Here is a 22028-nt window from a genome sequence, read left to right as displayed (position 1 = left end):
GATCCGCATGCTGCTTCGTGTGCTGGGCGACGAGTACGCCCGTCCGTTGCGCCGCACCGTGGTCCTGATGACGGCGACCGCGGTGGCCGAGGGGCTGTCCTACGCGCTGCTGTTCCCGGTGCTGCGGGCGCTGTTCGGGGGCACGCCGGGGGAGGCGGTGCCCTGGCTGGTCGCGTTCGGGGTCGCGGTCGCGTTCTTCGCGGCGCTGCGCTACTTCAGTGATCTGTCCGGGTTCCGGATGGGCATCTCGCTGTTGCGCGGCATGTATCACCGGCTCGGCGGGCATCTGGCCCGGCTGCCCATCGGCTGGTACGACGCCCGGCGCGTCGGGCAGGTGTCGGTCCTGGCCGGTGAGGGCGTGCTGCAGGCGATGAGCGTGATCGCGCACCTGCTGTCGCCGTTCATCGCCGCCGGGGTGACTCCGCTGACGATCGTGGCCGTGATGCTCGCCTTCAACTGGCAGATGGGGCTGGCCGCGCTGGTCGCCGTGCCGGTGGTGGCGGCGATCCAGGTCTGGTCGGGACGCTCGATGGCCGCCGCCGACGCGCGGACCGCGGAGCGCGGCCACGAGGCGACCGGGCGGGTCATCGAGTACCTGCAGGCCCAGCCGGTGCTGCGCGCCGGTGGCCGGACCCACGAGCGGTTCCGGCTGCTGGACGACTCGCTGAGCGAACTCCAGCGGGCCTCCCGCCGCATGGTGCTGTCGGCGCTGTCCGGCGTGGTGGCCACGACGATCACCGTGCAGGCGGTCTTCACCGCGCTGCTGGTCCTGGGCGCCTACCTCGCGCTCGGCGGGGGCGTCGGGGTGGCGGAGGTGCTGGCGATCCTGGTGCTGGCCGCCCGCGGCGCCGACCCGCTGCTGGCGCTGTCGGACATCGGCGGCAAGGTACGCGGCGCGCGTGCCGAGCTGGCCAGGCTCGACGCGGTGCTGCGTACCGAACCGCTGCCGGAACCCCGCGAGCCGGTCCTGCCGCGCGGCCACGACCTGGAGTTCGAGTCCGTCACGTTCCGGCACGGCGAGCGCACGGTGCTCGACGAGGTGTCGCTGTCCGTGCCACAGGGACAGCGGCTGGCCGTGGTCGGGCCGTCGGGCTCGGGCAAGAGCACCCTGCTGCAACTGCTCGCGCGCTTCTACGACGTGGACGCGGGCGCCGTCCGGGTGGGCGGCGTGGACGTGCGCGCGATGAGCTCCGAGGCGCTGATGGAGCGGATCTCCATCGTCTTCCAGGACGTCTACCTCTTCGACGGCACGATCGAGGAGAACGTACGGCTCGGCCGCCCCGGCGCCGACGACGCCGACGTACGGGCCGCCGCCACCGCCGCCCGGCTGGACGAGGTGATCGAGCGGCTGCCCGGCGGCTGGGCGGCGAACGTCGGCGAGGGCGGCGCGCTGCTGTCGGGCGGCGAGCGCCAGCGTGTCTCGATCGCGCGGGCGCTGCTGAAGGACGCGCCCATCGTGCTGCTGGACGAGGTCACCTCCGCCCTGGACCCGGTGAACGAGGCGGCCGTCCATGAGGGGATCGAACACCTGATGGCCGGCCGTACCGTGGTGATGGTGGCGCATAGGATGCGGACCGTCCGCCGCGCCGACCGCATCGTCTTCCTCGACGACGGCGGCATCGTGGAGGAGGGCGGCCACGACGAGCTGCTGGGCCGCGGCGGCCGCTACGCCGCCTTCTGGAACGTCTCGCTGAACAGCTCCTGAGTCAGGCGCGGTCCCGGGTCGCGAGCCGGGCCAGCACCGAGGGTTCGATCCTGGCCACGGTCTCCAGCAGCAGGCCGGGCCGGACCCGGGCGGAGGCGAGCCACGATCCCATGGCATTCGGCACATTGACGTTGCTCCGTGACCGCCTATGATCCCGGTGTGGTCCTGGCGACGTTTGATCGGCCGTGGCGGCCGGCGGTGGCTCAGATGCTGTTGGTGGGGCTCTTCGGCCTGCCGATGAGCGCGGGCGTCCTTGTGGCGGGGACGTTCATCGCGGCCATCGGGCCGATCATGCTGGTGCCCGCCGTCCTGGCGGGGGTGGCGATCCTCTACGTGGCCGGTTCCATGACGCCCCGGGGGTCGGTGCTGACCGACCGTTCCTGGGGGCGGCTGGCGTGGGCGACCGGGGTGCTGTTCCTCGGAACGGCCGGCCTCATGGTCATGGTGGCGGCCACCACCGGCAGGTACATCGAGATCAGCTGGCTGTGGATGGCGTTGTTCACCGCCGCTCCGTACGCGCTGGCCGCCGGGGTGCTGGCCGGAGGGTGGGTGTCGGTCGGCGGGGTGGTGCTGTCCGGGGCCTGGCTGGTGGGGTTCTGGCCCTGGTGAGCGCTCAGCTGGGGGCCGGGACGTAGGAGAGGTTCAGGACGCCGGTGTCGAAGGTCACGGAGTTGGTGAGCTTCAGCGGGTGGGTCGGGGTGTCCTCGAACAAACGCCGGCCGTGACCGACGACGATGGGGTGGACGAGCAGGTTCAGCTGGTCCAGGAGCCCGTGGGCCAGGAGCCAGCGGACCGTCGTCGCGGAGCCGGACATCTGGATGTCGCCCTCGATCCGCTCCTTGAGGTCGCGGATCTTGGCGGCGACGTCGCCGGAGATGATCGTGGTGTTGTTCCAGTCGGCCTTTTCGAGGCTGTTGGACACGACCCACTTGCGGCTCTCGTTGAGCGACCTGCCGGCCTCCGGGTCGGCCTCGGCGGTCGGCCAGTAGGAGGACCACTCGTCGTACAGCGTGCGGCCCATGAGGTAGCCGGCGGCGCTGCCCATGCCCTCCATGACCACGGCGCCCATCTCATCGCTCCAGTACGGGAAGTGCCACTTGTCGGGCGACTCGACGACGCCGTCCAGGGAGATGAAGAAACTGGAGATGATCCTTGCCATGGCGGTGCTCCTTAGGTCGTTCGGTACGAGTGGGAGGGTAGGCCGGAACGGGCGGTCAGGTCTTGTACAGAAGCGACAGCGGTTCCGGCTGCCGCGGGCCGGCGAGCTGCGTGGCGGTCCGGCCGATGAAGCGGGTCAGCGAGCGGGCCAGGTGGGGCTGGTCGAAGTAGCCGAGCCGGTGGACCACCTCCTGGGCCGGCCGGCCCTCCCGCAGAAGGATCGCCGCGTGCCGCGCGCGGTCGATCTGGCGTACGGCGCCGCGGGTCAGGCCGGTGGCGGCCAGGAACCGCCGCTGGAGCGTGCGGTCCGAGACCTCCGGGCGGGAACCGTCGAGCGCGGCGGCGACGATCGGGTCGCGGGCCAGGACGTCCTCGCGGACCAGCCGCCGGACGAACGCCTCGGCGTCGTCGTAGCCGGGTAGCCGCCAGGTCGAGCCCTTCAGCCAGAACGAGCTGCCGGTGGTGCCGGGGATCGTCGCGGAGTTGTCGACGAGCCGGTCGATGGGCAGGTGGGGCATCGCGGTGCCGAGGGAGAAGGTGATGCCGAAGAACGTCGCGTCCTCGGGGACGGGCGCGGCGCGCGCCCGCGTCTCGGGCCCCTGTACGGCGGCGCACGCCTGGCCCCGGTGCTCCCAGAAGACGAGGTCCCAGCGGGCCGCCGCGACGGACATCATCCGGGCGACGTCGGAGCTCCGGCTGCGCCATACCCGATCGATGTAGGGCGAGTCGGAGGCCCGGCTTTCGACCTGCAAGCCCATCGCAATCCCTCCTGGCCACCGAGCAGGCAGTCTGGCATGTGCGAAGCGTCCGGGAAAAGCGGTATCTGGCTAATGTGTGTCCTGCGATGAACGGTACGGAACGGGTGGTGGGCGGGTACACGCTGCGGCGGTTGCTCGGCCGGGGCGGCATGGGCGAGGTCTACCTGGCCACCGGCCCCACGGGCGGCATGGCGGCGGTGAAGGTGATCCATCCGCAGCTGGCCAGGGAAGAGGCGTTCCGGCGGCGGTTCGAGCGGGAGGTCGCCGCGGCGCGCAGGGTCGCCCGGTTCTGCACCGCTCCGGTCATCGACGCCGGGCTGGACGGGGAGACGGCCTACCTGGTCACCGAGTACGTGAAGGGCCCGGATCTGGCCGCCGCCGTACGGGACCAGGGGGCGTTCGGCGGCTCGAACCTGGAGGCGCTCGCGGTCGGCATCGCGACGGCGCTGAGCGCGATCCACGGGGCCGGAGTCGTGCACCGCGACCTCAAGCCGTCCAACGTGCTGCTGTCGCCGCTCGGGCCCAGGGTGATCGACTTCGGCATCGCCCAGCTCGTGGACGCGCAGAGCCTGGTCAGTCAGGCCATTCTGGGGACGCCCGCGTTCATGGCGCCCGAGCAGGTACGGGCCGAGCCGGTGACGCCCGCCGCCGACGTCTACGCGTGGGGCGGGGTGATCGCGTACGCCGGGACGGGGCGGCTGCCGTTCGGCGGTGGCGCGCCGCACGAGGTGCTGTACCGGATCGTCCACGAGGGGCCGAACCTCGACGGGCTCGACGAGCGGATGCGCGGGCTCGTGGAGTGGGCGCTGGCCAAGGACCCCGCCGCGCGGCCCACGGCTCAGCAGTTGCTGGACGCGCTGGTCGGGGCGCGGCGCTCGGCTCCGGCCGAGGCCAGCCAGGTGGTGGAGCGTACGTGGACGGGTCCGGTGAGTCCGGAGCCGCCTGTTCGTCGCGCGCGGTGGAAGTGGTGGCTGGCCGGTGGGCTGGCGGTGCTGGTCGCGGGTGGGGCGGCGGTGGTCGTACCGGCTGCGCTGGGGGAGAAGTGGCCGTATCAGGCGGGCTTCGATGAGGCCTGGGCGGTGGGGGCTTCGCAGGGCGGCGAGGCGCGGGTGGACGGCGCGGCGTACGTGCTGACGGCCAAGCCGGGGTGGCGGCTGTGGAAGTCGGCGCCCCGTGAAGAGCCCGAGCGGGGCGTGACGGTCAGCGCGCGGGCGAGGGTCGAGGAGGGCGCGGGCGAGTTCGGCGTCTGGTGCCACGGGACCGAGGGGGCGGGCGACCGCTACGAGTTCTCGGTGAGCGCGTCGGGGCAGGCCACGATCGTCAAGCGCCGCGCGGGAGCGGAACCCGCCATCCTGTACGGCCCCGCCCGCGTCAAGACCACCACCGAGACCCGCGTCACGGCCCGCTGCACGAGGGAGAGCGGCAAGGCCGCCCTGGGCATGTGGGTCAACGGCCGCAAGGTCGGCGAGGCGAGCGACACGGACCGGGCCTATCCGAACACGGTGGCGGGCGTGCACGCGGCGCCGTCCGGCGAGCGGGCGATGCGGGTGCGGTTCAGCGCGTTCACGCTGGAGCCGGTCGAGCCGTGAGTGACGCCGTGGCCTTCGGGGTGCTGGGGCCGCTCATGCTGCCGGACGGCGCGCCGCCGCCCGGCCCGGCCAAGCATCGGGCGTTGCTGGCCGCGTTGCTGCTGTCGCCCGGCCGGATGGTGCCGATCGAGCGGCTCGTGGCGCTCGTGTGGGACGGCGAGCCGCCCGCGTCGGCCGAGTCGGTGCTGCGCGTGTACGTGAGCGCGTTGCGCAAGGTCGTTGCCGGGATCCAGACCGTTCCCGGTGGTTATCTGCTGGCGGTCGAGCCGGAGCGGGTCGACTGGTACCGGTTCGAGCGGCTGGTGGAGCGGGGGCGGCGGGCCAGGGAGGCGGGGAGCCTGGCCCAGGCGGCCGATCAGCTCCGGGCGGCGCTCGGGCTGTGGCGCGGGCCGGCGCTGGCGGACGTGGATTCCGGTCCGCTGCGGCGGGCCTCCGCCGTACCGCTGGAGGAGCTTCGGTTGCGGGCGCTCGAAGAGCGCGTGGAGCTGGACCTGCGGCTCGGGCGCGGCGGTGAGGTGGTCGGCGAGCTGCGGGCGCTGGTCGGCGCCTACCCGCTGCGTGAGCGGGCCTGGGCCCAGCTGATCACGGCGCTGCGGCTGGCGGGGCGGCGCTCCGAGGCGCTGGAGGCCTATCAGGAGGCCCGGCGGGTGCTCGTGGACGAGCTCGGCCTGGAGCCGGGCGCGGAGTTGCGGCAGGCGCACGCGGACGTACTGGCCGGGCGGGAGCCGCCCGTGCCGGCTCCCAACGAGACGCCGCCCGACATCGCCGACTTCACCGGGCGGGCGGAGGTGCTGCGGTGGATCGGCGAGGCGGTGCCCGCTGCGGGCGGCGCGCCGGTTCACCTGGTGGTGCACGGGGCGCCGGGGTGCGGGAAGTCAGCCGTCGCCGTGCACGCCGCGGCGTCGGCGGGCGGCGCGTTCACCGGCGGCGTACTGTTCGCGACGTTGCGCGAGCGTGCGCCGGGGGCGGTGCTGGAGGATCTGCTGCGCTCGCTCGGGTGTCCCGAGGGCGCGGTTCCGGCCGCGCCGACCGAGCGGATCCGGCTTTATCGGAGCATGACGGCGTCGCGGCGGCTGCTCGTCGTGCTCGACGACGCTTCGGGCGAGTCCCAGGTACGCCCGCTGCTGCCCACCGGCGCCGGGAGCATGACGCTGGTCACGAGCCGCTCGCCGTTGTCGGGGCTGGAGGCGTCCCGGGCCATGGAGCTGGGCGTGCTCTCCCCGCAGGAGGCGCTCGACCTGCTCGCGGTCGTCGCCGGACGGCAGCGGGTCGCGGCGGAGCCGCAGGCGGCGGCCAGGATCGCGCTGCTGTGCGGGCACCTGCCGCTCGCCCTGCGCGTGGCCGGATCCCGCCTGGCCAGGAAGCCCGGCTGGACGCTTGAGCACCTGGCCGGCCGCCTGGGCGACTCGCGGCGCCGCCTGGACGAGCTGAGCGCGGGCGACCTGGCGGTGCGGGGGAGTCTCGCGCTGGGGTACGACGGGCTGGCCGAGCGGGAGCGTACGCTGTTTCGCCGGTTGGGCGCGCTGTCGGCGCCCGACTTCGCCCCGTGGGTCTTCGGCGACCTGGAGGCGCTGGCCGAGGCGGGACTGCTGCAGTCGCGCGGCCTCGACGAGTCCGGCCAGGAGCGCTACGGCTGGCACGACCTCACCCGCCTCTACGCCGCCGAACTCCTGGCCGCGGAGGGTCGCGACGTGCTGGCCGGAGTGGCGGGGGAGATCCTCGACCGGGCCAGACGGGCCAGGCGACTGCTGCTGCCCGCCGAGCCCGGTTCCGGCCGGACCGTCGCGCGGACCGAGGAGCAGGTGCTGGAGACCACGCTGCTGCGCGAGTCGGCCGGATGGCTGCGGTCGGAGCGGCGGTTCCTGTCCGCGTGCGTGGCCGACTTCCACGACGCCAGGCTGTACGAGGCCGCCTGGCGGCTGGCCTTCTACCTGGCGCCGTTCTACGAGCTGGGCGCCCACCACGACGACTGGCACCAGACCACGGCCACCGGCCTGGACGCGGCCAGGGCGGCCGGCCACCGGCAGGGCGAGGCCCTGCTGCTGCGCGGCCTGGCCGACCTGCACCGGATCGAGGGCGACCCGCAGGCCGCCGCGGCCGCGCTGCGTGCCGCCCAGCCGCTGGTCGAGGGGCTGGAACTGGCCCGGGTCACGCTCAGGCTCGGGCTGGTGACGGGTGACGAGCGCGCGTACGCCCGCTGTCTGGCCGTCTTCGAGCAGGCGGGAGACCAGCGCGGCAGGACGGACACGCTGCGCGCGCTCGGCGCGCTGAAGGGCGATCGGGGGCTGCTGGAGGAGAGCCTGGCCGGATACCTCGCGCTGGGCGATCCGCGCGGCGAGGCCGAGGCGCTGCTCGACCTGGCGAACCTGCACCTGTCGGCGCGCAGGCTGCCGGAGGCGCGCGAGTGGGCCGAGCGCCGCCTGCGGATCAACCGGCGGCTCGGCGACCGGCTGCCCGAGGCGTACGGGCTTCTGGTTCTGGCCGGGATCTCGCGCGCAGAAGGCCGGCCGGATCCCCGGGCCGCGGCCGCCGCCCTGGAGATCTTCCGGACGTTCGGCGACCGCAAGGGCGCCGGGCAGGCCCTGCTCGCCATGGCTGAGGCGCATCTCGACCTCGATGAGGTGGATGAGGCGGTTGATGGTCTTGAGCGTGCTATGGGAGAGTTTGTCCTGCTCAGCGATCAGCGTGGCCTCACCGAAGCGGAAGGGCTGGCGCGGGAGGCGCGGCGGCGTCGCGGGCTATACGGATCCTGAATGTCGCCCTCCTAGAAAGGTGACATGACGATGCGGAACAAGCTCGCCCTGCTGCTGGTGCTCCCCGCCCTGGCCAGTTGCGGGATGCTGCCCGGCCAGGACCGGCAGGGAACGGGCGGCGAGGAGAAGCAGGCGGCCGCCCAGCAGCCCACGCCCACCGCCACCCCCACCCCCACAGGGGAGCCGGCGCCGGCCGGGGAGCTGACGGCGATCACCAGCCGGAAGATCAAGCATGACGACAACACCCTGCGCATCGACCTCACCCAGCTCAAGCGCTCGGGCAAGATCGTCACGCTGACCTGGACGGTCACCAACCTCAACACCGACGGCAGCTGGTACGTGGGCGCGAACCTCGGCAGCGACGTCCTCGACTACACCACCTCGGCCGTCTCCCTGATCGACCCGGTCAACGGCAAGCGCTACCGGGTGGCCCGCAACGGCGCCGGTGAGGACGCGGCCTGCGTCTGCAGCCGGGTCAACCAGCACCTCAAGCCCGGCGGCGGCCTGGAGATGTACGCCGTCTACGGCGCCCCGCCCGCCGACATCACCAAGGTCAACGTCGAGATGGCGGATCTCGGAGTGTTCAACGATGTCCCTGTCTCCTAGCCTCGTCGCCGCCCTGCTGATCGCGCTGTCCCCGACCCCGCCGCCGGACACCGCCACGCTCCCGGTCGAGGACCTGGTCTTCCCGGTGGAGGACATCCTCCCCGAGACCGAGTCCCTGGACGGCGCCCAGAGCGAGACCAAGCGGGGCGACGAGGTACGCGTCGCGCTGACCAGCGACGTCCTGTTCGCGGTGGACAAGTGGGTGCTGACCGCCAAGGCCAAGCAGCGCCTGGGGTCCGTGGCCGCCAAGATCCGCTCCGAGGGTGCCGGAGGCGTGGTCAAGATCGAGGGCCACACGGACGACCAGGGCCAGGACGCCTACAACCTCACCTTGTCCCACCGCCGCGCCCAGGCCGTGCGCCAAGCCGTCCAGAGCGGCCTGACCGGCGTGACCTTCGAGGTCAAGGGGTACGGCGAAGCCCGCCCCAAGCTCCCCAACACCGTCGACGGCCGCCCTCAGCAGAAGAACCGTGCCAAGAACCGCCGCGTCGAGATCGTCTTCACCGTCAAAACCCCACAGTGAACCCGATCCCCCGCACCGACACCCCGTCCCACCCCACGCCAACCCGCCCACCGCAGCCAGGGCGGCTGGCACGCGGTCCGGCCATGCGGTCCGGCCATGCGGGTCGGCGACGCGGTGCTGGCACGCGGTTTCTAGGCCTTGAGTTCGCCCAGGGTGGCGGTCACGGTGTCGGTTGTGCCGTCTGGGCGGATTACTTCGACCTTGACCTGGTCGCCGGGTTTGAGGGTGGTGAGGATCTCCGACAAGTCGGACATGGTGGGAGTGGGTTTGCCGTTGACGGAGACGATCACGTCGCCGGTCTCGATGCCCGCCTTCGCCGCCGCCCCGCCACGCTCCACCCCGGCCACCGCCACGCCCACGGGCTGCCCGTTCTCGCCCAGGACCGTACGGCCCCTGAGGCCGAGTGCCGCGCGGTGGCTGTTGGTGACCTTGCCGCTCTTCACGATCTGGCCGGCGATGTCGGCGGCCGTGTTGCTCGGGATGGCGAAGCCGATGCCGGGCGCGGCGCCGCCGCCGAGCTCCGGGTCGGTGGCCGCGAGCGTCGGGATGCCGATCACCTGGCCGCTCATGTCGACCAGCGCGCCGCCGCTGTTGCCGGGGTTGATCGCGGCCGAGGTCTGGATGGCTCCGGCGATCGTAGCGCCGGGTGAGCCCGGGTTCTGCGGCTCGCTGACCGTGCGGCCGAGCGCCGAGACGATGCCCTGGGTGACGCTGCCCGACAGGCCGAGCGGGTTGCCCATGGCCAGGACGAGCTGGCCCACGCGCAGCTTGGAGGAGTCGCCGAACGTGGCGGGCTTCAGCCCGTTCGCGTCCTCCACCTTGATCACCGCGAGGTCGCCCGCCGGGAACGACGAGACGAGCTTGGCCTTGCGCGGGGTGCCGCCGGTGGCCAGCGACACCTCCATCTCGGTGGCCTGGCCGACGACGTGGGCGTTGGTCACCACGTGGCCGGAGGAGTCGTACACGATGCCGGAGCCGAGCCCCACCTTGGTGGTGATCTGCACGATGGACGGCAGCACCTGGGTGATGACCTGTTCGTAGCCGGACTCCACCTGGGCGGCCTGAGGGGTGCCGCCGGTCGGGCTGCCGGTCGGCGTGGCCGTACCCGTGCCCTGTGGTGTGGACGCGCCGCACCCGGCGGCCAGAACGACGGCGAGACCCGCCGCGATCAACCTCATACGAGGGTATCTTCCCAGGTCAGGCGGAAAGATACTCTTTTCTGACGTCGCTCCTGCTGAGCTTGCCGGTGGGGGTTCTGGGGAGAGATGTCCGGTACTCGATGAGCCGGGGGTGCTTGAGCCGGGCCAGCCGCGGCTCGCAGTGGGCCAGGAGCGCGGCGGTCAGTTCCTCGCCTGGGGTCGCGCCGGGTACGGGCTGGACGAGCGCCACGACCTTGTGTCCCCATTCGGGATCGGGCACGCCGATCACCGCCACGTCGGCCACCGCGGGATGTTCCAGGAGCGCCGCCTCGATCTCGGCCGGGTAGATGTTGACGCCGCCGGAGATGATCAGGTCGGTCCTGCGGTCGAGCAGGAAGAGGTAGCCGTCCTCGTCCACGTAGCCGATGTCGCCGGGCGTGTAGGCGCGCTCGCGCATGGCCGCGGCGGTCTTCCCGGGATCGCCGTGGTACTCGAAGCGGTTGATGCCGCCGATGTACACCAGGCCGGGCGCGCCGGGCGCGGCCTCGCCGCCGTCCTCGTCCACGATCGTGAAGGACATCCCGTCCAGCGCGCGGCCGACCGTGCCGGGGCGCTCCTGCCACTCCCGCGAGGAGACCATCGTGGCGACCGCCGCCTCGGTGGAGCCGTAGTACTCCCACAGCACCGGGCCCAGCCAGTCGATCATCGCCTGCTTGGTCGCGGGCGGGCAGGGGGCCGCGCCGTGATAGAGGTGGGTGAGCGAGGACAGGTCGTATTTCTCCCGATCCGGTACGGCCAGCAGCCGGTGAAACATGGTCGGGACCATGAAGGCGTTCGTCACCCGGTGCTCCTGGATCAGGCGCAACGTGTCTTCGGCGTCGAAGCGCTCCGGGGCGACGATCGCGTGGCCGTACTGCAGAGCCATCATGACCTGGCCGTAGGGGGCCGAGTGGTAGAGCTGCGAGCAGACCAGGTGCACGCCGTCGGCGGGCAGGCCGAAGTGCCGCCAGCTCTTGCGCATCAGGATCGGGTACACGTCCTCTGGCGTGAGGTCGAGCAGCCGCCTGCGCACGCCCTTGGGGCGGCCGGTGGTGCCGGAGGTGTAGAGCATCATCGATCCGGCCCTGCGGTCCTCGGGCGGGGTGCCGGGCAGGTGGTCGAAGCGCTCGATGTCCGAGCTGAACAAGACGTTGGCGGGGTGGCAGTCGGTGATGATGTAGAGAATCTCGTCGAGTGTGTAGTGCCAGTTGACCGGCACGTGGTAGGCGCCGATCTGGTAGGTGGCCAGCATGACGGCCAGGGAGTCGAGGCCGTTGCGCAGGACGCTGACGACGGCGTCGCCCCGGTCCAGGCCTTCGACGCGAAGGCCGTGGGACAGGCGGTTGGCGCGTTCGTGCAGGGCGCCGTAGGTGATCGTCTCCTCTCCCAGCAGGGCGGGACGTCCGGGGTCGGCGGTGGCGATCTCGTAAAAGCCCCTCATGTCAGGGGAGACTACAGAATTAGATTCTGTCCCGGGAATAGTCGCAATCTCGTCTAGCCTCGACGTCATGGCGGACGTCGGCGACCAAGTGCCCTCTTATGATGCTCCGACCACCCCCTTTCAGCGGGTGGTCGTGCCCGCCGACGCCGAGCCCGACGACACCGTGCAGATGCCCAGGATCGTCCTGCCCGACGAGCCCGCACCTGATCCGGAACCGGAACCCGAGGTCGACGACACCACGACGGCCTATGTCCGGCGCCCCGTGATCAAGCCCGCGGAAAAGCCCACCGCGAAGCCCGTCGCGAAGCCGGCCGCGAAGCCCGTGCGGAAGCCGGTGGAAAGGCCGGTCGAGAAGTCCAAGGCCGCGGTCGAGACGGTGACCGTGCCGCGCGTGTCGCCGCCGCGCATGCCGATGATCCCGCCTCCGCCCAAGCGGGGCATCAGCGAGATCCCCTTCCGGGTCGTCTACATGGTCGGAGCCGTCATCGCCACGATCATCGCCGTCCTGCTCATCTTCGTCTTCTTCTCCGGCGACACCCCCGACGCGAACCCGGCCAGGGCCACCGCGACCGCCAGCCTGGCCGGGGCCTCCCCGTCCGAGCTGGCCCTCCCTCCGGCTCCTGAGGCCAAGGCCTTCCCCGCCTACAAGGGCAAGGCCGCGGTCGTGATCGGCCTGGTGGCCGACACCAAGACGGGCATCGTGTATCCCAGGCTGGGCACGCCGTGGCAGTCCAAGTCGTACGCGCCGTACACCGTGGCCCAGCGGATCGGCAAGGTGGCGCAGCCGTACACGATGATCGTCTCGGCGAAGTACCCGATCGAGGCCCCCAAGACCAAGCCCAAGGACGAGTCCGGCTACCGCGAACTGGCGGTGCGGGCGGCGCGCTGGTCGCTGCGCACGCAGTTCCCGGCGGGGTCGACGCTGGCCTGGACGGGCTCGCAGCCGCTGGCCACCGGCAAGGGCTGGCTGCTCGGCTACCAGGTCACCTACGGCGCCAAGTCGTCGCAGGCGGTGGTGGCCGTGGTCGAGGTGGGCAAGACGAAGCCCGCGATGATGCTGGCGACCGTGGCCGACGGCCGCAAGACGCAGTGGCGGGATCTGACGACACTTCTGAAAGGTGTGCGCCCGCTATAGACAGAAGCATCCTCTAGAATATGGTTCTGCCATGGCATGGGACGCGCTGGAGGATGAGTAATGGCGATCGGGTTGAGCGAGGAGCACGAGGCGCTCCGCGAGTCTGTCACCGGCTGGGCGGAGCGCAACATCCCCGCCGAGCTGCTGCGGTCCGGCACCGAAGAGCGGCCCGCGTTCTGGGCGGGGCTGGCCGAGCAGGGGCTGCTGGGCCTGCACCTGCCCGAGGAGTACGGCGGCTCCGGCTACGGGCTGCTGGAGGCCGCCGTCGCGGTCGAGGCGCTGGCCGAGCGGATGGCGCCGGGGCCGTACGTGCCGACGGTGCTGGCCGGCGCGGTCATCCACGCCTCCAAGCAGCACGGACTGCTGTCCGGCCTGGCCGACGGCACGCTGACCGGCGCCGTCGCGCTCGGCGCCGCGCTGACGGGCGAGCGCGCCGCCGACGGCTCCCTCGTCGTCTCCGGTACGGCCGAGCCCGTCCTGGGCGGCGCGATGGCCGACATCCTGGTCCTGCCGGTGTCCACCGGCGACGGCGAGGAATGGATCGCGCTCGACGCCTCCGCCGCCACGGTGACGGCCGTCACGTCGCTGGACATCACGCGCTCGGTGGCCAAGGTGGAGGCGGCGGCGGCAGCCGTACCGGCTGAGCGGGTTCTGGACGGGGTCGAGGGGCCCGACGTGCTCAACCTCGCCGCCATCCTGCTGGGCGCCGAGGCCACGGGCCTGGCGTCGTGGTGTGTGCGGGCCGCCTCCGGCTACGCGAAGGTACGCGAGCAGTTCGGCCGGCCGATCGGCCAGTTCCAGGGTATCAAGCACAAGCTCTCGCGCATGCTGGTGGCGCTGGAGCAGGCCAGGGCCACCGTGTGGGACGCCACCCGCGCGGAGGGCCGCGAGCTGGAGTACGCCGCCGCGATCGCCGGCGTCATGGCCCCGGACGCCGCCGTCCAGTGCGCCAAGGACGCGATCCAGACCTTCGGCGGCATCGGCTACACCTTCGAGCACGACGCCCACCTGTACTACCGCCGGGCGCTCACCCTGCGCGCGCTGCTCGGCCCGAGCGCCGAGTGGGCCGCCTCCGTCACCGCGCTGGCGCTGCAGGGCGTCACCCGCGAGATGGAGATCGACCTGCCCGAGGGCGCGGAGGAGATGCGCGCCGCGATCCGCGCCGAGATCGCCGAGCTGGCGAAGCTGGAGGGACAGGAGCAGAAGCGGGCGCTGGCCGGCCAGGGCTTCGTGATGTCCCACCTGCCCAAGCCGTGGGGCCGCGCCGCCAAGCCGCTGGAGCAGGTACTCATCCAGCAGGAGCTCAAGGCCGCCAAGGTCAGGCTGCCGCAGATGATCATCGGTGCGTGGGTGGTGCCCTCCATCGCCACGTACGGCACGCCCGAGCAGCAGGAGCGCTTCCTGCCCAAGACGCTCAGCGGCGAGATGATCTGGTGCCAGTTGTTCTCCGAGCCCGGCGTCGGCTCCGACCTGGCCAACGTGCAGATGAAGGCGGAGAGGGTCGAGGGCGGCTGGCGCCTGAACGGCCAGAAGATCTGGACCTCGGTCGCGCATGTGGCCGAATGGGGCATCTGCATCGCGCGTACCGACCCGTCCAAGCCCAAGCACGACGGGATCACCTACTTCCTCGTCGACATGAAGGGCGCGGGCGTCACGGTCCGGCCGCTGACGGAGATGACCGGCGAGAACCTGTTCAACGAGGTCTTCCTCGACGACGTCTTCGTCCCCGACGACCTGGTGGTCGGCGAGGTCGACAACGGCTGGCGGGTGGCGCGCAACACGCTGTCCAACGAGCGCGTCTCGCTGTCGTCCGGCTCGGGCGGCACCGGCTCGTCGGTGTCCGACCTGCTGGGGCTGACCTCCCGCCTGGGCCGCGACCTCACCCCGGTCGAGGCCGTGGAGCTGGCCGGCGTCATCTGCGAGGGGCACTCGATCAACGCGCTCTCCCTGCGGGTCACGCTCAAGCAGCTGGCCGGAGGCGAACCCGGCGCCGACGCGTCGGTGCGCAAGCTGCTGTCCACCTCCCACGCGCAGCACGTATCGGAGACCGCGGTCGGCCTGCTCGGCGCCCAGGCCGTGATCGCCGCCGACATGAAGCTCGGCGACGCCGGCTACTGGAACCGCGCCGTGCTGGCGACCAGGGCCATGACCATCTACGGCGGCACCACCGAGGTGCAGCTGAACATCATCGGCGAGCGCATGCTCGGCCTCCCCAGGGACCCCGAGCCCGGCCGCTAGCTTGAGATCGGGTACGGCCCGGCCGGGCCGTACCCGGAGCGGTCAGCGGCGCGACTCGTAGGTGTCCACCGCGCGGCCGAGCCGCGCGAGCTTCTCCGTGTAGGTCACGGGGAAGAGGCCGGGCTCGGCGGGCGGACGGTGCGCGTCCACGTACTGGGTGCCGAGGTTGGTCAGGGCGACGACGATGTAGTGCCGGCCGTCCTTGCCGGGCAGCGACCTGACGATGCCGGCGTCGGCGCCGGAGTTGCCGACCCAGCCGGTCTTGTGGGAGTAGGTCACCTCCGCCTTGGCGTTGCAGGGGCGTACGTCACGGCCGAACTTGTTGCCGGCGACGGTGATGGTCCCGTCGGCGTCGATCCAGCGCTCCGCGACGGCGTGCGGGATGCCCGCGGCCGGGTACGCGCCGCCGCACCGGTTGGCCGAGGAGAGCATGTCGTTCCAGCCCTGGGCGGCGAGGTGCCGCTTGAACACCTGGCGGGAGGACGAGCTCAGCACGGCCTCGGTCACCGGCTTGCCGCCCGGAGTCGTCCACGCCCTGCCGGGCAGGCCGTTGACCAGGGCGAGCAGCTTGGCGGTGTCGAGCGAGCTCATGGTGACCGGGTTCGACCAGCGCCCGCCGGTGGCCGGGTTGGTGTTCTTGAACTGCAGCGTCTCCAGGCCGAGGCTCTGGAAGGTCTGGTTGAGCTCGTCGACGGCGCCCCTGTCGTGCAGGAGCTTGACGAGCGCGCAGGTGGCGGGGTTGTTGGAGGAGGTGAGGGAGGCTTCCAGGTAGTTGGCGACCGTGTTGCTGGTGTCGCCCTGGCACAGGGAGCTGGTCTCGGTGGGACGGTAGTCGTAGGTGTCGGCCAGCGCGATGGTGCCCTTGTCGGCCAGGCGCAGCACGCCGAAGGCGACCATCAGCTTCAGCACGGAGGCCGGGTAGGGCGACATGAAGTCGATCGGCGCCTGCTCACGGCCGGGGACGATGTCGATCGTGCCCTTGCCCTGGTTGGCGTACCAGCCGTTGTCGTCCCACTGGCGCCAGCGCACGGCGTCGGTGTGGAAGTTTCTGTCGACGGGAACCACGACGCCGCGCGGGTGCTGCGGGCTCATCAGCACGGTGCCGGACGACAGCGGCCTGCCGTGGCGGTCGAGTTCGAGGACGGTGACGTCGAGCTGCGGCTGCTGCGCGATCGGCTTGGGATCGGCCGAGGCGAACAGGCGGGCGTAGTCCTCGGGCGGCGTGGCCTCCTTCTCCTCGGCGGAGGAGGCGAGCACCCGTGCCTGGGACGAACCCGGCGGGGCCAGGTCGAGCACCTCCTGGAAGCGTGCCCGGTCCATGGCCTGCTGGAGGAAGCGGGCGACGTGCCCGCTCTCCGCGGCCTGCGCGGGCATCGTGGTGAGGCTCAGGAAGAGGGTGCCGGCGGCGACCCCCGCGGCGGTTCGGCGGCTCTTCTGAAGGAATGACATGTGACTTGATCTTATTTACTGATCTTGGTGGACGGCGCCGATTCGGGAATGTCAGGGGGTGACCGGCTGCAGGGGGATGGGGCTGCCGGTCTTGGCGGGCATGGGCACGCCGATCCTGATCTCGCCCACGCAGGGGCGGGCGCCGTCGGGGGAGCGGATGGTCAGCTCCTGCCCGCCGCCCTTCACCGTGGCGTACGTCCAGCCGAGGTCCTTGCCCGTCTGCGCGTCGGCGGATCCGGTGCCGAGGCCGACGGTCAGCCGGGCCGGGCGCGGGTTGAGGTAGCTGACCTGCACGGTCCAGGCGCCCTGCGGCAGGGGGAGCGGGAGGCGGAAACGTTCCGGGGCGGGGCCGATCGGGCGGCAAGCGGTTCCGGCCGGGACGGTCAGTCCCTCGATGTTGACCGGGCGCAGCCGCCCGCGCTCGTCGAAGGTCATCAGGTTGCGCAGCGGGCCGTCGAGCTGCCGGACCCAGGTGACCGGGCGGCCGGCGATCGGGCCGAGGACCTTGGAGGCCAGCGCGTAGTCGTAGAAGAAGATCGGGTAGACGACCTTGGCGGGGACGTGGGTGTCCAGGACGACGAGGCCGGCGGGCGCCCTGCGCAGGGCGATGCGGCCGGTCTCGATGTAGGACTTGACGTTCTCGCCGAGGGGCAGGCGCGTGTACTGGGTGATGGACCAGATCGAACCCGCGGCGAAGACGGCGGCCAGCGGGATCCACACGATCCGCAGCGGGCGCTCGCCCTCGCGCGGGATGAAGGCCAGCGCCACCACGACGGCCGTCAGCGAGGCCGTGGGCGCGATGTAGCGCAGCTCGAAGCCGCCCAGATCGGGCCCGAGCTGCTCGATTCTGCCGATCATGACGGGGATGACGTCGGCCAGCAGGAAGTACCCGAGCAGCATGAGCCAGGCCAGCCACGCGCGCCGCCGGAAACGGATGGTCAGCGCCACGACCAGCGCGGCCGCGCCGAGCCCGGCCCAGACGGCGGCGTCGGGGGTGGCGGCGATGGCGTAGTCGTCGCCGATCGGGTGCCAGCGCCAGGGGCCGCCCAGGGCGGAGGCCACCAGAGAGCCGGAGAACAACCGCCAGGCGAACGCCGCCGCCACGGCGAGCGGAGGCAGGCTGGGCTGGACCGTGTCGTTGGTGAGCTGCACGGAGGTGAACACGGCCGGGAACAGGATCGCCGCGTACCCGGCCACGATCGCGGCGTACAGGGCCCAGGCCGGCCACTGCCACTTCCTGATGCCGCCGAGCCAGCCCGCGGTGAGCACGAAGGCCAGGACCGGGATGAACGGGGCCTTGACGAAGAACACCATCGCGAAGACGGTCCAGCCGGCGGCGGCCAGGGCGTGGCGGAAGCGCCGCGTGCGTACGTACAGGATGTGCGCGCCCAGGGCCATCGGCAGGGCGACCTGGAACGGGAGGGTCTCGATCACCACCGCCCACCAGGACAGCGACGAGATCGTCATCGGGGTGAGCAGGTAGAAGGCGAAGGGGAGCAGGATGGCGGGGCGGGAGCCGTACAGGAGGAAGAGCAGGCGCAGCAGGGCCAGCGCGGCCGCGCCCATGAGCACGATGGTGACCACGTGCATCAGCACGTCGTTGTAGACGCCGAGGCGGCCCATCGCCCAGTGCGCGCCGAACGGGCCGGGCATGAGGTGCCCGTAGTCGGCGCGCATGAGATAGTCCCAGGTCAGGTCGTTCTCCAGGCCGCGGGCGATGAAGGTGAAGTCGTCCTGCCTGAAGTAGGTCCTGCGGACCAGGTCGAACTTCCAGACGAGCTGGACGGCGACCATGACCATCGCGGCCGCGAGCACGCCGTCGCCGCGCAGCCACTGCCTGGGCTCCACCACGGTCTCGCTCGCCGCCGTCACGCATGAAGGCTAACGACGCCGTTGATCCTGATGGAATGGGCGTTGTCCGGTTGTGATGTGGTGTTATATCGGAATGTTTCCGCAGGTGTCGCGCTATGGGTGGTGGGCCGCCCTGCTCGGCACCGGCCTGGGCGCCCTCTGCCTCGGCCCCGGACTCGCTCCCGGGTACATCCTCATCCAGGACATGGTCTTCGTCCCCGACCCGGCGTTCTCGCCGTTCACCTTCGGATTGGCGGGCGGCTCGCCCCGCGCGGTGCCCAGTGACCTGGTGATCACGGTGCTGGCCCAGGTGCTGCCGGCGGACCTGGTGCAGAAGCTCGTGCTGCTGGGCGTCTTCGCCCTGGGTTGTTCCGGGGCCGCGCTGCTGGTGCCCGGGTCCGCCCTGGCGCCCCGGCTGGTCGCGGGAGCCTTCTACGTCTGGAACCCCTACGTGGCCGAGCGGCTGCTCATGGGGCAGTGGGCGTTGCTGCTCGGGTACGCGGGGCTGCCCTGGGTGGTGCTGGCGCTGGCCCGTGGCCGGTTGCCCGCCGTCGCGCTGCTGCCCGCCGCCGTGGGCGGGTTCGCCGCGATGATCGTCACCGCCGTCACGGCCCTCCCTCTTGCGCTCTCCGGCACTTCCGGTACGGCGGCGCGGTGGAAGATGGCCGGAGGCGTGGCGTTGTTGCTGGTGGCGTTCAGCCTGCCCTGGCTGGTGACCGCGCTGACCCGGGCCGACGGGCTGACCGGTGACCCGGTGGGCGTGGACGCCTTCGCCGCCCGCGCCGACGGGCCGTTCGGCACCGTCGTCAGCCTGCTGTCGCTGGGCGGCGTCTGGAACGCCTGGGCCGTCCCCGCGGGCTTCGACCAGCCGGTCACCGCCGCGGCCCGGCTGGCGCTGGTCCTGGCGGGCATCGCTGGCTTCTGGCTGGCGCTCAAGGACACGAAGCCGCAGTTCGGGCCGGGGCTGGCGGTGGCGGCCGGTGCGGGGTTCCTGATCGCCTGCCTCGGGGTCACCGAGCCGGGCAGGGACCTGCTCAAGTGGCTCATCGGGGTCTGGAGCGGGTTCGCGGTGCTGCGTGACGCCCAGCAGTACCTCGCCCCGCTGGCCCTCCTGGCCGCCGTCGGCCTGGGCATGCTCACCGCCCGGGTGGCCTCGCGCTGGGCCGTCGCCCTGGCGTTGGTGCCGCTGGCCGTGGTGCCGACGCTGGCGTGGGGGGCGTCGGGTGCGCTGGCGGCGGTGCCGTACCCGCTGAGCTGGGTGGAGGCGCGCGAGATCATCGGCCGGGACCCCGCGAAGGGTGATGTGCTGGTGCTGCCGTTCGAGTCCTACCGGCGCTTTCCGTGGAACGGTGACCGGGCGGTGCTCGACCCGGCGCAGCGGTTCTTCGCCACCCCGGGCCGCGAGGTGATCGTCAACGACTCCGTCAGGGTCGGTGATCTGGTGGTCGGCACCGAGGACGCGCGGGCCAAGCGGGTCGCCGCGGTGCTGGGCGACCCGCGGCGGCTGGCCGAGGAGGGCATCCGGTACGTGGTGGTGGATTCCGGAAGCGCGGATCTTCCGGGCGCCCGGCTGCTCATGGACCGCCCGGAACTGCGGCTCTACGCCCTGGAGCTATGAGAAGCGTCTGGGCGCCCGGGTGACAGCGTCCAGCTCCAGCACGGTGGCTCCGGTCTCGGCCTCCAGCGCCGGGGTGTAGCCCGCCGCCCGCAAGGCCTCCAGGGTCTCCCGCTCCGAACCGGCGCTGATGAGGACGGTGGGGGCGATCCGCCGCAGCCCGAGCCGGCGCAGGGAACGGGCGGCGGCGAGCTCGGCCAGCAGCGCCTCGTCGTCCGAACGGACGCAGCAGCCCGAGCGCACCACTCTCATCCGGCCGTGTGTCCGGCCGACGTTGTTGATCAGGTAGACCAGCGGCTGGGGTAGCTCCCCCCGGGCGACGGCGGCCAGCGACGCGAGCAGCTCGTCCGGGCCGGTTCCCGCGTCGAGCGCGCGGCGCACCGACGCGGCGCTGAACCGCCATACGACCGCGTGCCCCTCGGATTCGCGCGTGGCGGCGGACCCGAGCAACTCGGCCAGCGAGGCCTCCGGCGGGCCGGAGACGACGGCGGTCAGGTCGGCCTGGAAACGTGCGGTCGTCGCGGGGGCGGGCAGCAGCTCGGCCAGCGCCGAGGCCAGGGCGGGCGGCGGTTCGCTCAGGACCTGCGGGTACGCGGCGCCGGAGCGGAGCAGCTCAAGGGCCGCCCGGCCGAGGTCGGTGAGCGCGCCGTGCGCGGTGACGCCGAGGTGCTCCGCCTCGTTCATCACCGAGGCCATCTGGGACAGGCTCTCGGGCGAGCCGTCCACGAGGAAGGGACGGTGCCAGCTCACCGCCTCAAGCAGGTAGGCCATGTCCCGCCGCTCGTCGAGGCCGTGGCCGCCGGGGATCACGGCCAGCGCTTCGAGCATCGCGAGGCGCAGGTCGGGCGCGGCCGGATCGTGTACGAAGGCGATCGCCACCGGGGCCTCCTCGCCATCGGGCCACCAGGTGAGCAGGCCGGGCACCGTGGCCCAGGCCGTGATCGCCGGGAGCAGTCGCCCCGCGGGGGTACGGCCGAGCCACTCATCGTAGGCGGCGGTCGGCACGACGCGCACAGTGGGCGCCGGGGCGGGCGCCCGCCGCCGCCCGGGAGGCTTCTCGACCGGATCGGCGATGCCGCCGAGCAGATCGGCGGCGAAGCACAGGTCAACGCAGAATCTGACGATCTCCTCATCCAGGCCGAGAGACTTGGCCACCCGTTTGGTGTCGCGGACGGCGACGCCGCCGTTCTTCCGTATGGTCAGCGGGGTCGCGGCGCACGCGCCGAGCACGCGCTCCAGTTGCCCGGCGAAGGCGGTGGCCTGTGCCTGGGCCGCCGCGCGTACCCCGGTGACGGCGGGCGAGTCCGGCGGGGGCGCGGGCGGCAGCGGATCGAAGGGGGCGAGCCGGTCGCCGCGGACCGCCATCGCCACCTCGGCGGGCAACTCGGCGAGATCGTGCTGACCGGAGGGCAGGACGAGTCCGCGGGCGGCCAGCCAGTCGGTCGCCGGATCACCCCCGCCTCCGTCGCGGAAGGTGTACTTGGTGTGGCCGTAGGGACTTGTCGCGACGAAGACGTGAGTGCCCAGATAGGGGCCCTGGAACGCGAGCGTCTCCAGCAGTTCGGCGGCGTCCGGCGGGGCGAGCGCGAGAACGCCGCCGAGCAGTGACGGCTCCGTGAGGGTCGCGACGATCTCGTTTCGGGCGGCGGTCCTGTTGGCCGCCTTGGCGAACCCGAGGCCGGCCGCGACCTGATGCACCTCGGCGGCGTTGAAGTACGCGTCGATCAGGTCGGCCGCCGGGCGGCCGAGTTTGAGACCGCCGGAGACGGGGGCCCGCACCTCGGCCGGGAGATCCAGCTCGCCCGCGCTTCGATGAAGCAGCTTCCGCTCCGCCAGCGAGGTCAGCTGCGCCTTGACGGCCCGGAGCGCGGCGGGCTCGAACATCCGTAGTACGTCCGCCTCGGGCACCGGCCGGGCGCCGCGCCACCAGGAAGCCGGCGGAAGCGGGCCGTGGCGTTCGGCGGCCGCCCAGGAGATCGCGGCGAGGATCTGGTACTCCGGCAGCGTGCAGGCCTGGACATCCACCCGT

The 22028-nt window shown here is 72.2% G+C and carries 16 protein-coding genes; 9 read left to right on the top strand and 7 right to left on the bottom strand.

The genetic code is table 11. The features are described 5' to 3' along the window. Window positions 1-7 precede the first annotated feature (7 nt). The gene (locus ACFWYW_RS12150) at window positions 8-1705 is read left to right on the top strand and encodes an ABC transporter ATP-binding protein (protein WP_379609776.1); all 1698 of its coding nucleotides are present in this window, start codon (window positions 8-10) and stop codon (window positions 1703-1705) included. 207 nt (window positions 1706-1912) lie between these two features. Beyond that, complete coding sequence (locus tag ACFWYW_RS12145) at window positions 1913-2314, top strand: hypothetical protein (protein WP_379609775.1); 402 nt, start codon at window positions 1913-1915, stop codon at window positions 2312-2314. A 4-nt stretch (window positions 2315-2318) separates the two neighbouring features. On the opposite strand, the gene ACFWYW_RS12140 is transcribed toward ACFWYW_RS12145, so the two are convergent. Continuing rightward, window positions 2319-2864 (bottom strand): dihydrofolate reductase family protein, encoded by a 546-nt coding sequence (locus ACFWYW_RS12140; RefSeq protein WP_379609774.1) that lies wholly within the window; start codon window positions 2862-2864, stop codon window positions 2319-2321. Between the two features lie 55 nt (window positions 2865-2919). Further along, complete coding sequence (locus ACFWYW_RS12135; RefSeq protein ID WP_379609773.1) at window positions 2920-3621, bottom strand: helix-turn-helix domain-containing protein; 702 nt, start codon at window positions 3619-3621, stop codon at window positions 2920-2922. An 86-nt stretch (window positions 3622-3707) separates the two neighbouring features. On the opposite strand from ACFWYW_RS12135, the gene ACFWYW_RS12130 reads away from it, so the two are divergent. From ACFWYW_RS12130 to ACFWYW_RS12115, 4 genes are read left to right on the top strand one after another with little or no spacing between them, the layout of a single operon-like run. After that, window positions 3708-5210, top strand: a complete 1503-nt coding sequence (locus tag ACFWYW_RS12130; RefSeq protein ID WP_379609772.1) for a protein kinase — start codon at window positions 3708-3710, stop codon at window positions 5208-5210. Then, a complete protein-coding gene (locus tag ACFWYW_RS12125) occupies window positions 5207-7963 on the top strand; it encodes a BTAD domain-containing putative transcriptional regulator (protein ID WP_379609771.1) in 2757 nt (918 codons plus the stop codon). Before ACFWYW_RS12130 ends, ACFWYW_RS12125 begins: the two co-directional genes overlap by 4 nt. Before the next feature lie 24 nt (window positions 7964-7987). Continuing rightward, window positions 7988-8569: a hypothetical protein gene (locus tag ACFWYW_RS12120; RefSeq protein ID WP_379609770.1), complete on the top strand. Its 582-nt coding sequence runs from the start codon at window positions 7988-7990 to the stop codon at window positions 8567-8569. Next, entirely contained in the window at window positions 8553-9092 is a 540-nt protein-coding gene (locus ACFWYW_RS12115; RefSeq protein WP_379609769.1) for an OmpA family protein, read from the top strand. Before ACFWYW_RS12120 ends, ACFWYW_RS12115 begins: the two co-directional genes overlap by 17 nt. Before the next feature lie 131 nt (window positions 9093-9223). On the opposite strand, the gene ACFWYW_RS12110 is transcribed toward ACFWYW_RS12115, so the two are convergent. Then, window positions 9224-10270: a S1C family serine protease gene (locus ACFWYW_RS12110; protein WP_379609768.1), complete on the bottom strand. Its 1047-nt coding sequence runs from the start codon at window positions 10268-10270 to the stop codon at window positions 9224-9226. Between the two features lie 19 nt (window positions 10271-10289). After that, complete coding sequence (locus tag ACFWYW_RS12105) at window positions 10290-11711, bottom strand: AMP-binding protein (RefSeq protein WP_379609767.1); 1422 nt, start codon at window positions 11709-11711, stop codon at window positions 10290-10292. A 67-nt stretch (window positions 11712-11778) separates the two neighbouring features. Here ACFWYW_RS12105 and ACFWYW_RS12100 point away from each other — a divergent pair, with 67 nt between their 5' ends. Then, on the top strand, window positions 11779-12846 hold the full coding sequence (locus ACFWYW_RS12100; RefSeq protein ID WP_379609766.1) for a hypothetical protein: 1068 nt from the start codon (window positions 11779-11781) through the stop codon (window positions 12844-12846). A gap of 60 nt (window positions 12847-12906) precedes the next feature. Next, window positions 12907-15084, top strand: a complete 2178-nt coding sequence (locus ACFWYW_RS12095) for an acyl-CoA dehydrogenase (RefSeq protein WP_379609765.1) — start codon at window positions 12907-12909, stop codon at window positions 15082-15084. Window positions 15085-15126: 42 nt separating this feature from the next. Here ACFWYW_RS12095 and ACFWYW_RS12090 read toward each other — a convergent pair whose 3' ends face one another. Together ACFWYW_RS12090 and ACFWYW_RS12085 are read right to left on the bottom strand one after the other, a co-directional pair. Next, the gene (locus ACFWYW_RS12090; protein WP_379609764.1) at window positions 15127-16533 is read right to left on the bottom strand and encodes a serine hydrolase; all 1407 of its coding nucleotides are present in this window, start codon (window positions 16531-16533) and stop codon (window positions 15127-15129) included. Window positions 16534-16584: 51 nt separating this feature from the next. Further along, window positions 16585-18405, bottom strand: coding sequence for a hypothetical protein (locus ACFWYW_RS12085; protein ID WP_379609763.1), 1821 nt, complete (start codon window positions 18403-18405; stop codon window positions 16585-16587). 73 nt (window positions 18406-18478) lie between these two features. Here ACFWYW_RS12085 and ACFWYW_RS12080 point away from each other — a divergent pair, with 73 nt between their 5' ends. Beyond that, the gene (locus ACFWYW_RS12080; RefSeq protein ID WP_379609762.1) at window positions 18479-20002 is read left to right on the top strand and encodes a hypothetical protein; all 1524 of its coding nucleotides are present in this window, start codon (window positions 18479-18481) and stop codon (window positions 20000-20002) included. Here ACFWYW_RS12080 and ACFWYW_RS12075 read toward each other — a convergent pair. Then, entirely contained in the window at window positions 19997-22024 is a 2028-nt protein-coding gene (locus ACFWYW_RS12075) for a helicase-associated domain-containing protein (protein WP_379609761.1), read from the bottom strand. The two genes, ACFWYW_RS12080 and ACFWYW_RS12075, sit on opposite strands and share 6 nt — an antisense overlap. Window positions 22025-22028 lie beyond the last annotated feature (4 nt).

This window comes from Nonomuraea sp. NPDC059023 (assembly GCF_042740095.1).
Lineage (GTDB): Bacteria > Actinomycetota > Actinomycetes > Streptosporangiales > Streptosporangiaceae > Nonomuraea.
The sequence above is the reverse complement of the archived record's forward strand: the minus strand, read 5'-3'. Positions and strand labels throughout refer to the sequence as shown.

Excerpts from the sequence above, each read along its gene's own strand:
- ACFWYW_RS12150 (WP_379609776.1), top strand. The coding sequence starts at position 8 with ATGCTGCTTCGTGTGCTGGGCGACGAGTACGCCCGTCCGTTGCGCCGC.
- ACFWYW_RS12145 (WP_379609775.1), top strand. The coding sequence starts at position 1,913 with ATGCTGTTGGTGGGGCTCTTCGGCCTGCCGATGAGCGCGGGCGTCCTT.
- ACFWYW_RS12140 (WP_379609774.1), bottom strand. The coding sequence starts at position 2,864 with ATGGCAAGGATCATCTCCAGTTTCTTCATCTCCCTGGACGGCGTCGTC.
- ACFWYW_RS12135 (WP_379609773.1), bottom strand. The coding sequence starts at position 3,621 with ATGGGCTTGCAGGTCGAAAGCCGGGCCTCCGACTCGCCCTACATCGAT.
- ACFWYW_RS12130 (WP_379609772.1), top strand. The coding sequence starts at position 3,708 with ATGAACGGTACGGAACGGGTGGTGGGCGGGTACACGCTGCGGCGGTTG.
- ACFWYW_RS12120 (WP_379609770.1), top strand. The coding sequence starts at position 7,988 with ATGACGATGCGGAACAAGCTCGCCCTGCTGCTGGTGCTCCCCGCCCTG.
- ACFWYW_RS12115 (WP_379609769.1), top strand. The coding sequence starts at position 8,553 with ATGTCCCTGTCTCCTAGCCTCGTCGCCGCCCTGCTGATCGCGCTGTCC.
- ACFWYW_RS12110 (WP_379609768.1), bottom strand. The coding sequence starts at position 10,270 with ATGAGGTTGATCGCGGCGGGTCTCGCCGTCGTTCTGGCCGCCGGGTGC.
- ACFWYW_RS12105 (WP_379609767.1), bottom strand. The coding sequence starts at position 11,711 with ATGAGGGGCTTTTACGAGATCGCCACCGCCGACCCCGGACGTCCCGCC.
- ACFWYW_RS12100 (WP_379609766.1), top strand. The coding sequence starts at position 11,779 with ATGGCGGACGTCGGCGACCAAGTGCCCTCTTATGATGCTCCGACCACC.
- ACFWYW_RS12095 (WP_379609765.1), top strand. The coding sequence starts at position 12,907 with ATGGCGATCGGGTTGAGCGAGGAGCACGAGGCGCTCCGCGAGTCTGTC.
- ACFWYW_RS12090 (WP_379609764.1), bottom strand. The coding sequence starts at position 16,533 with ATGTCATTCCTTCAGAAGAGCCGCCGAACCGCCGCGGGGGTCGCCGCC.
- ACFWYW_RS12080 (WP_379609762.1), top strand. The coding sequence starts at position 18,479 with ATGTTTCCGCAGGTGTCGCGCTATGGGTGGTGGGCCGCCCTGCTCGGC.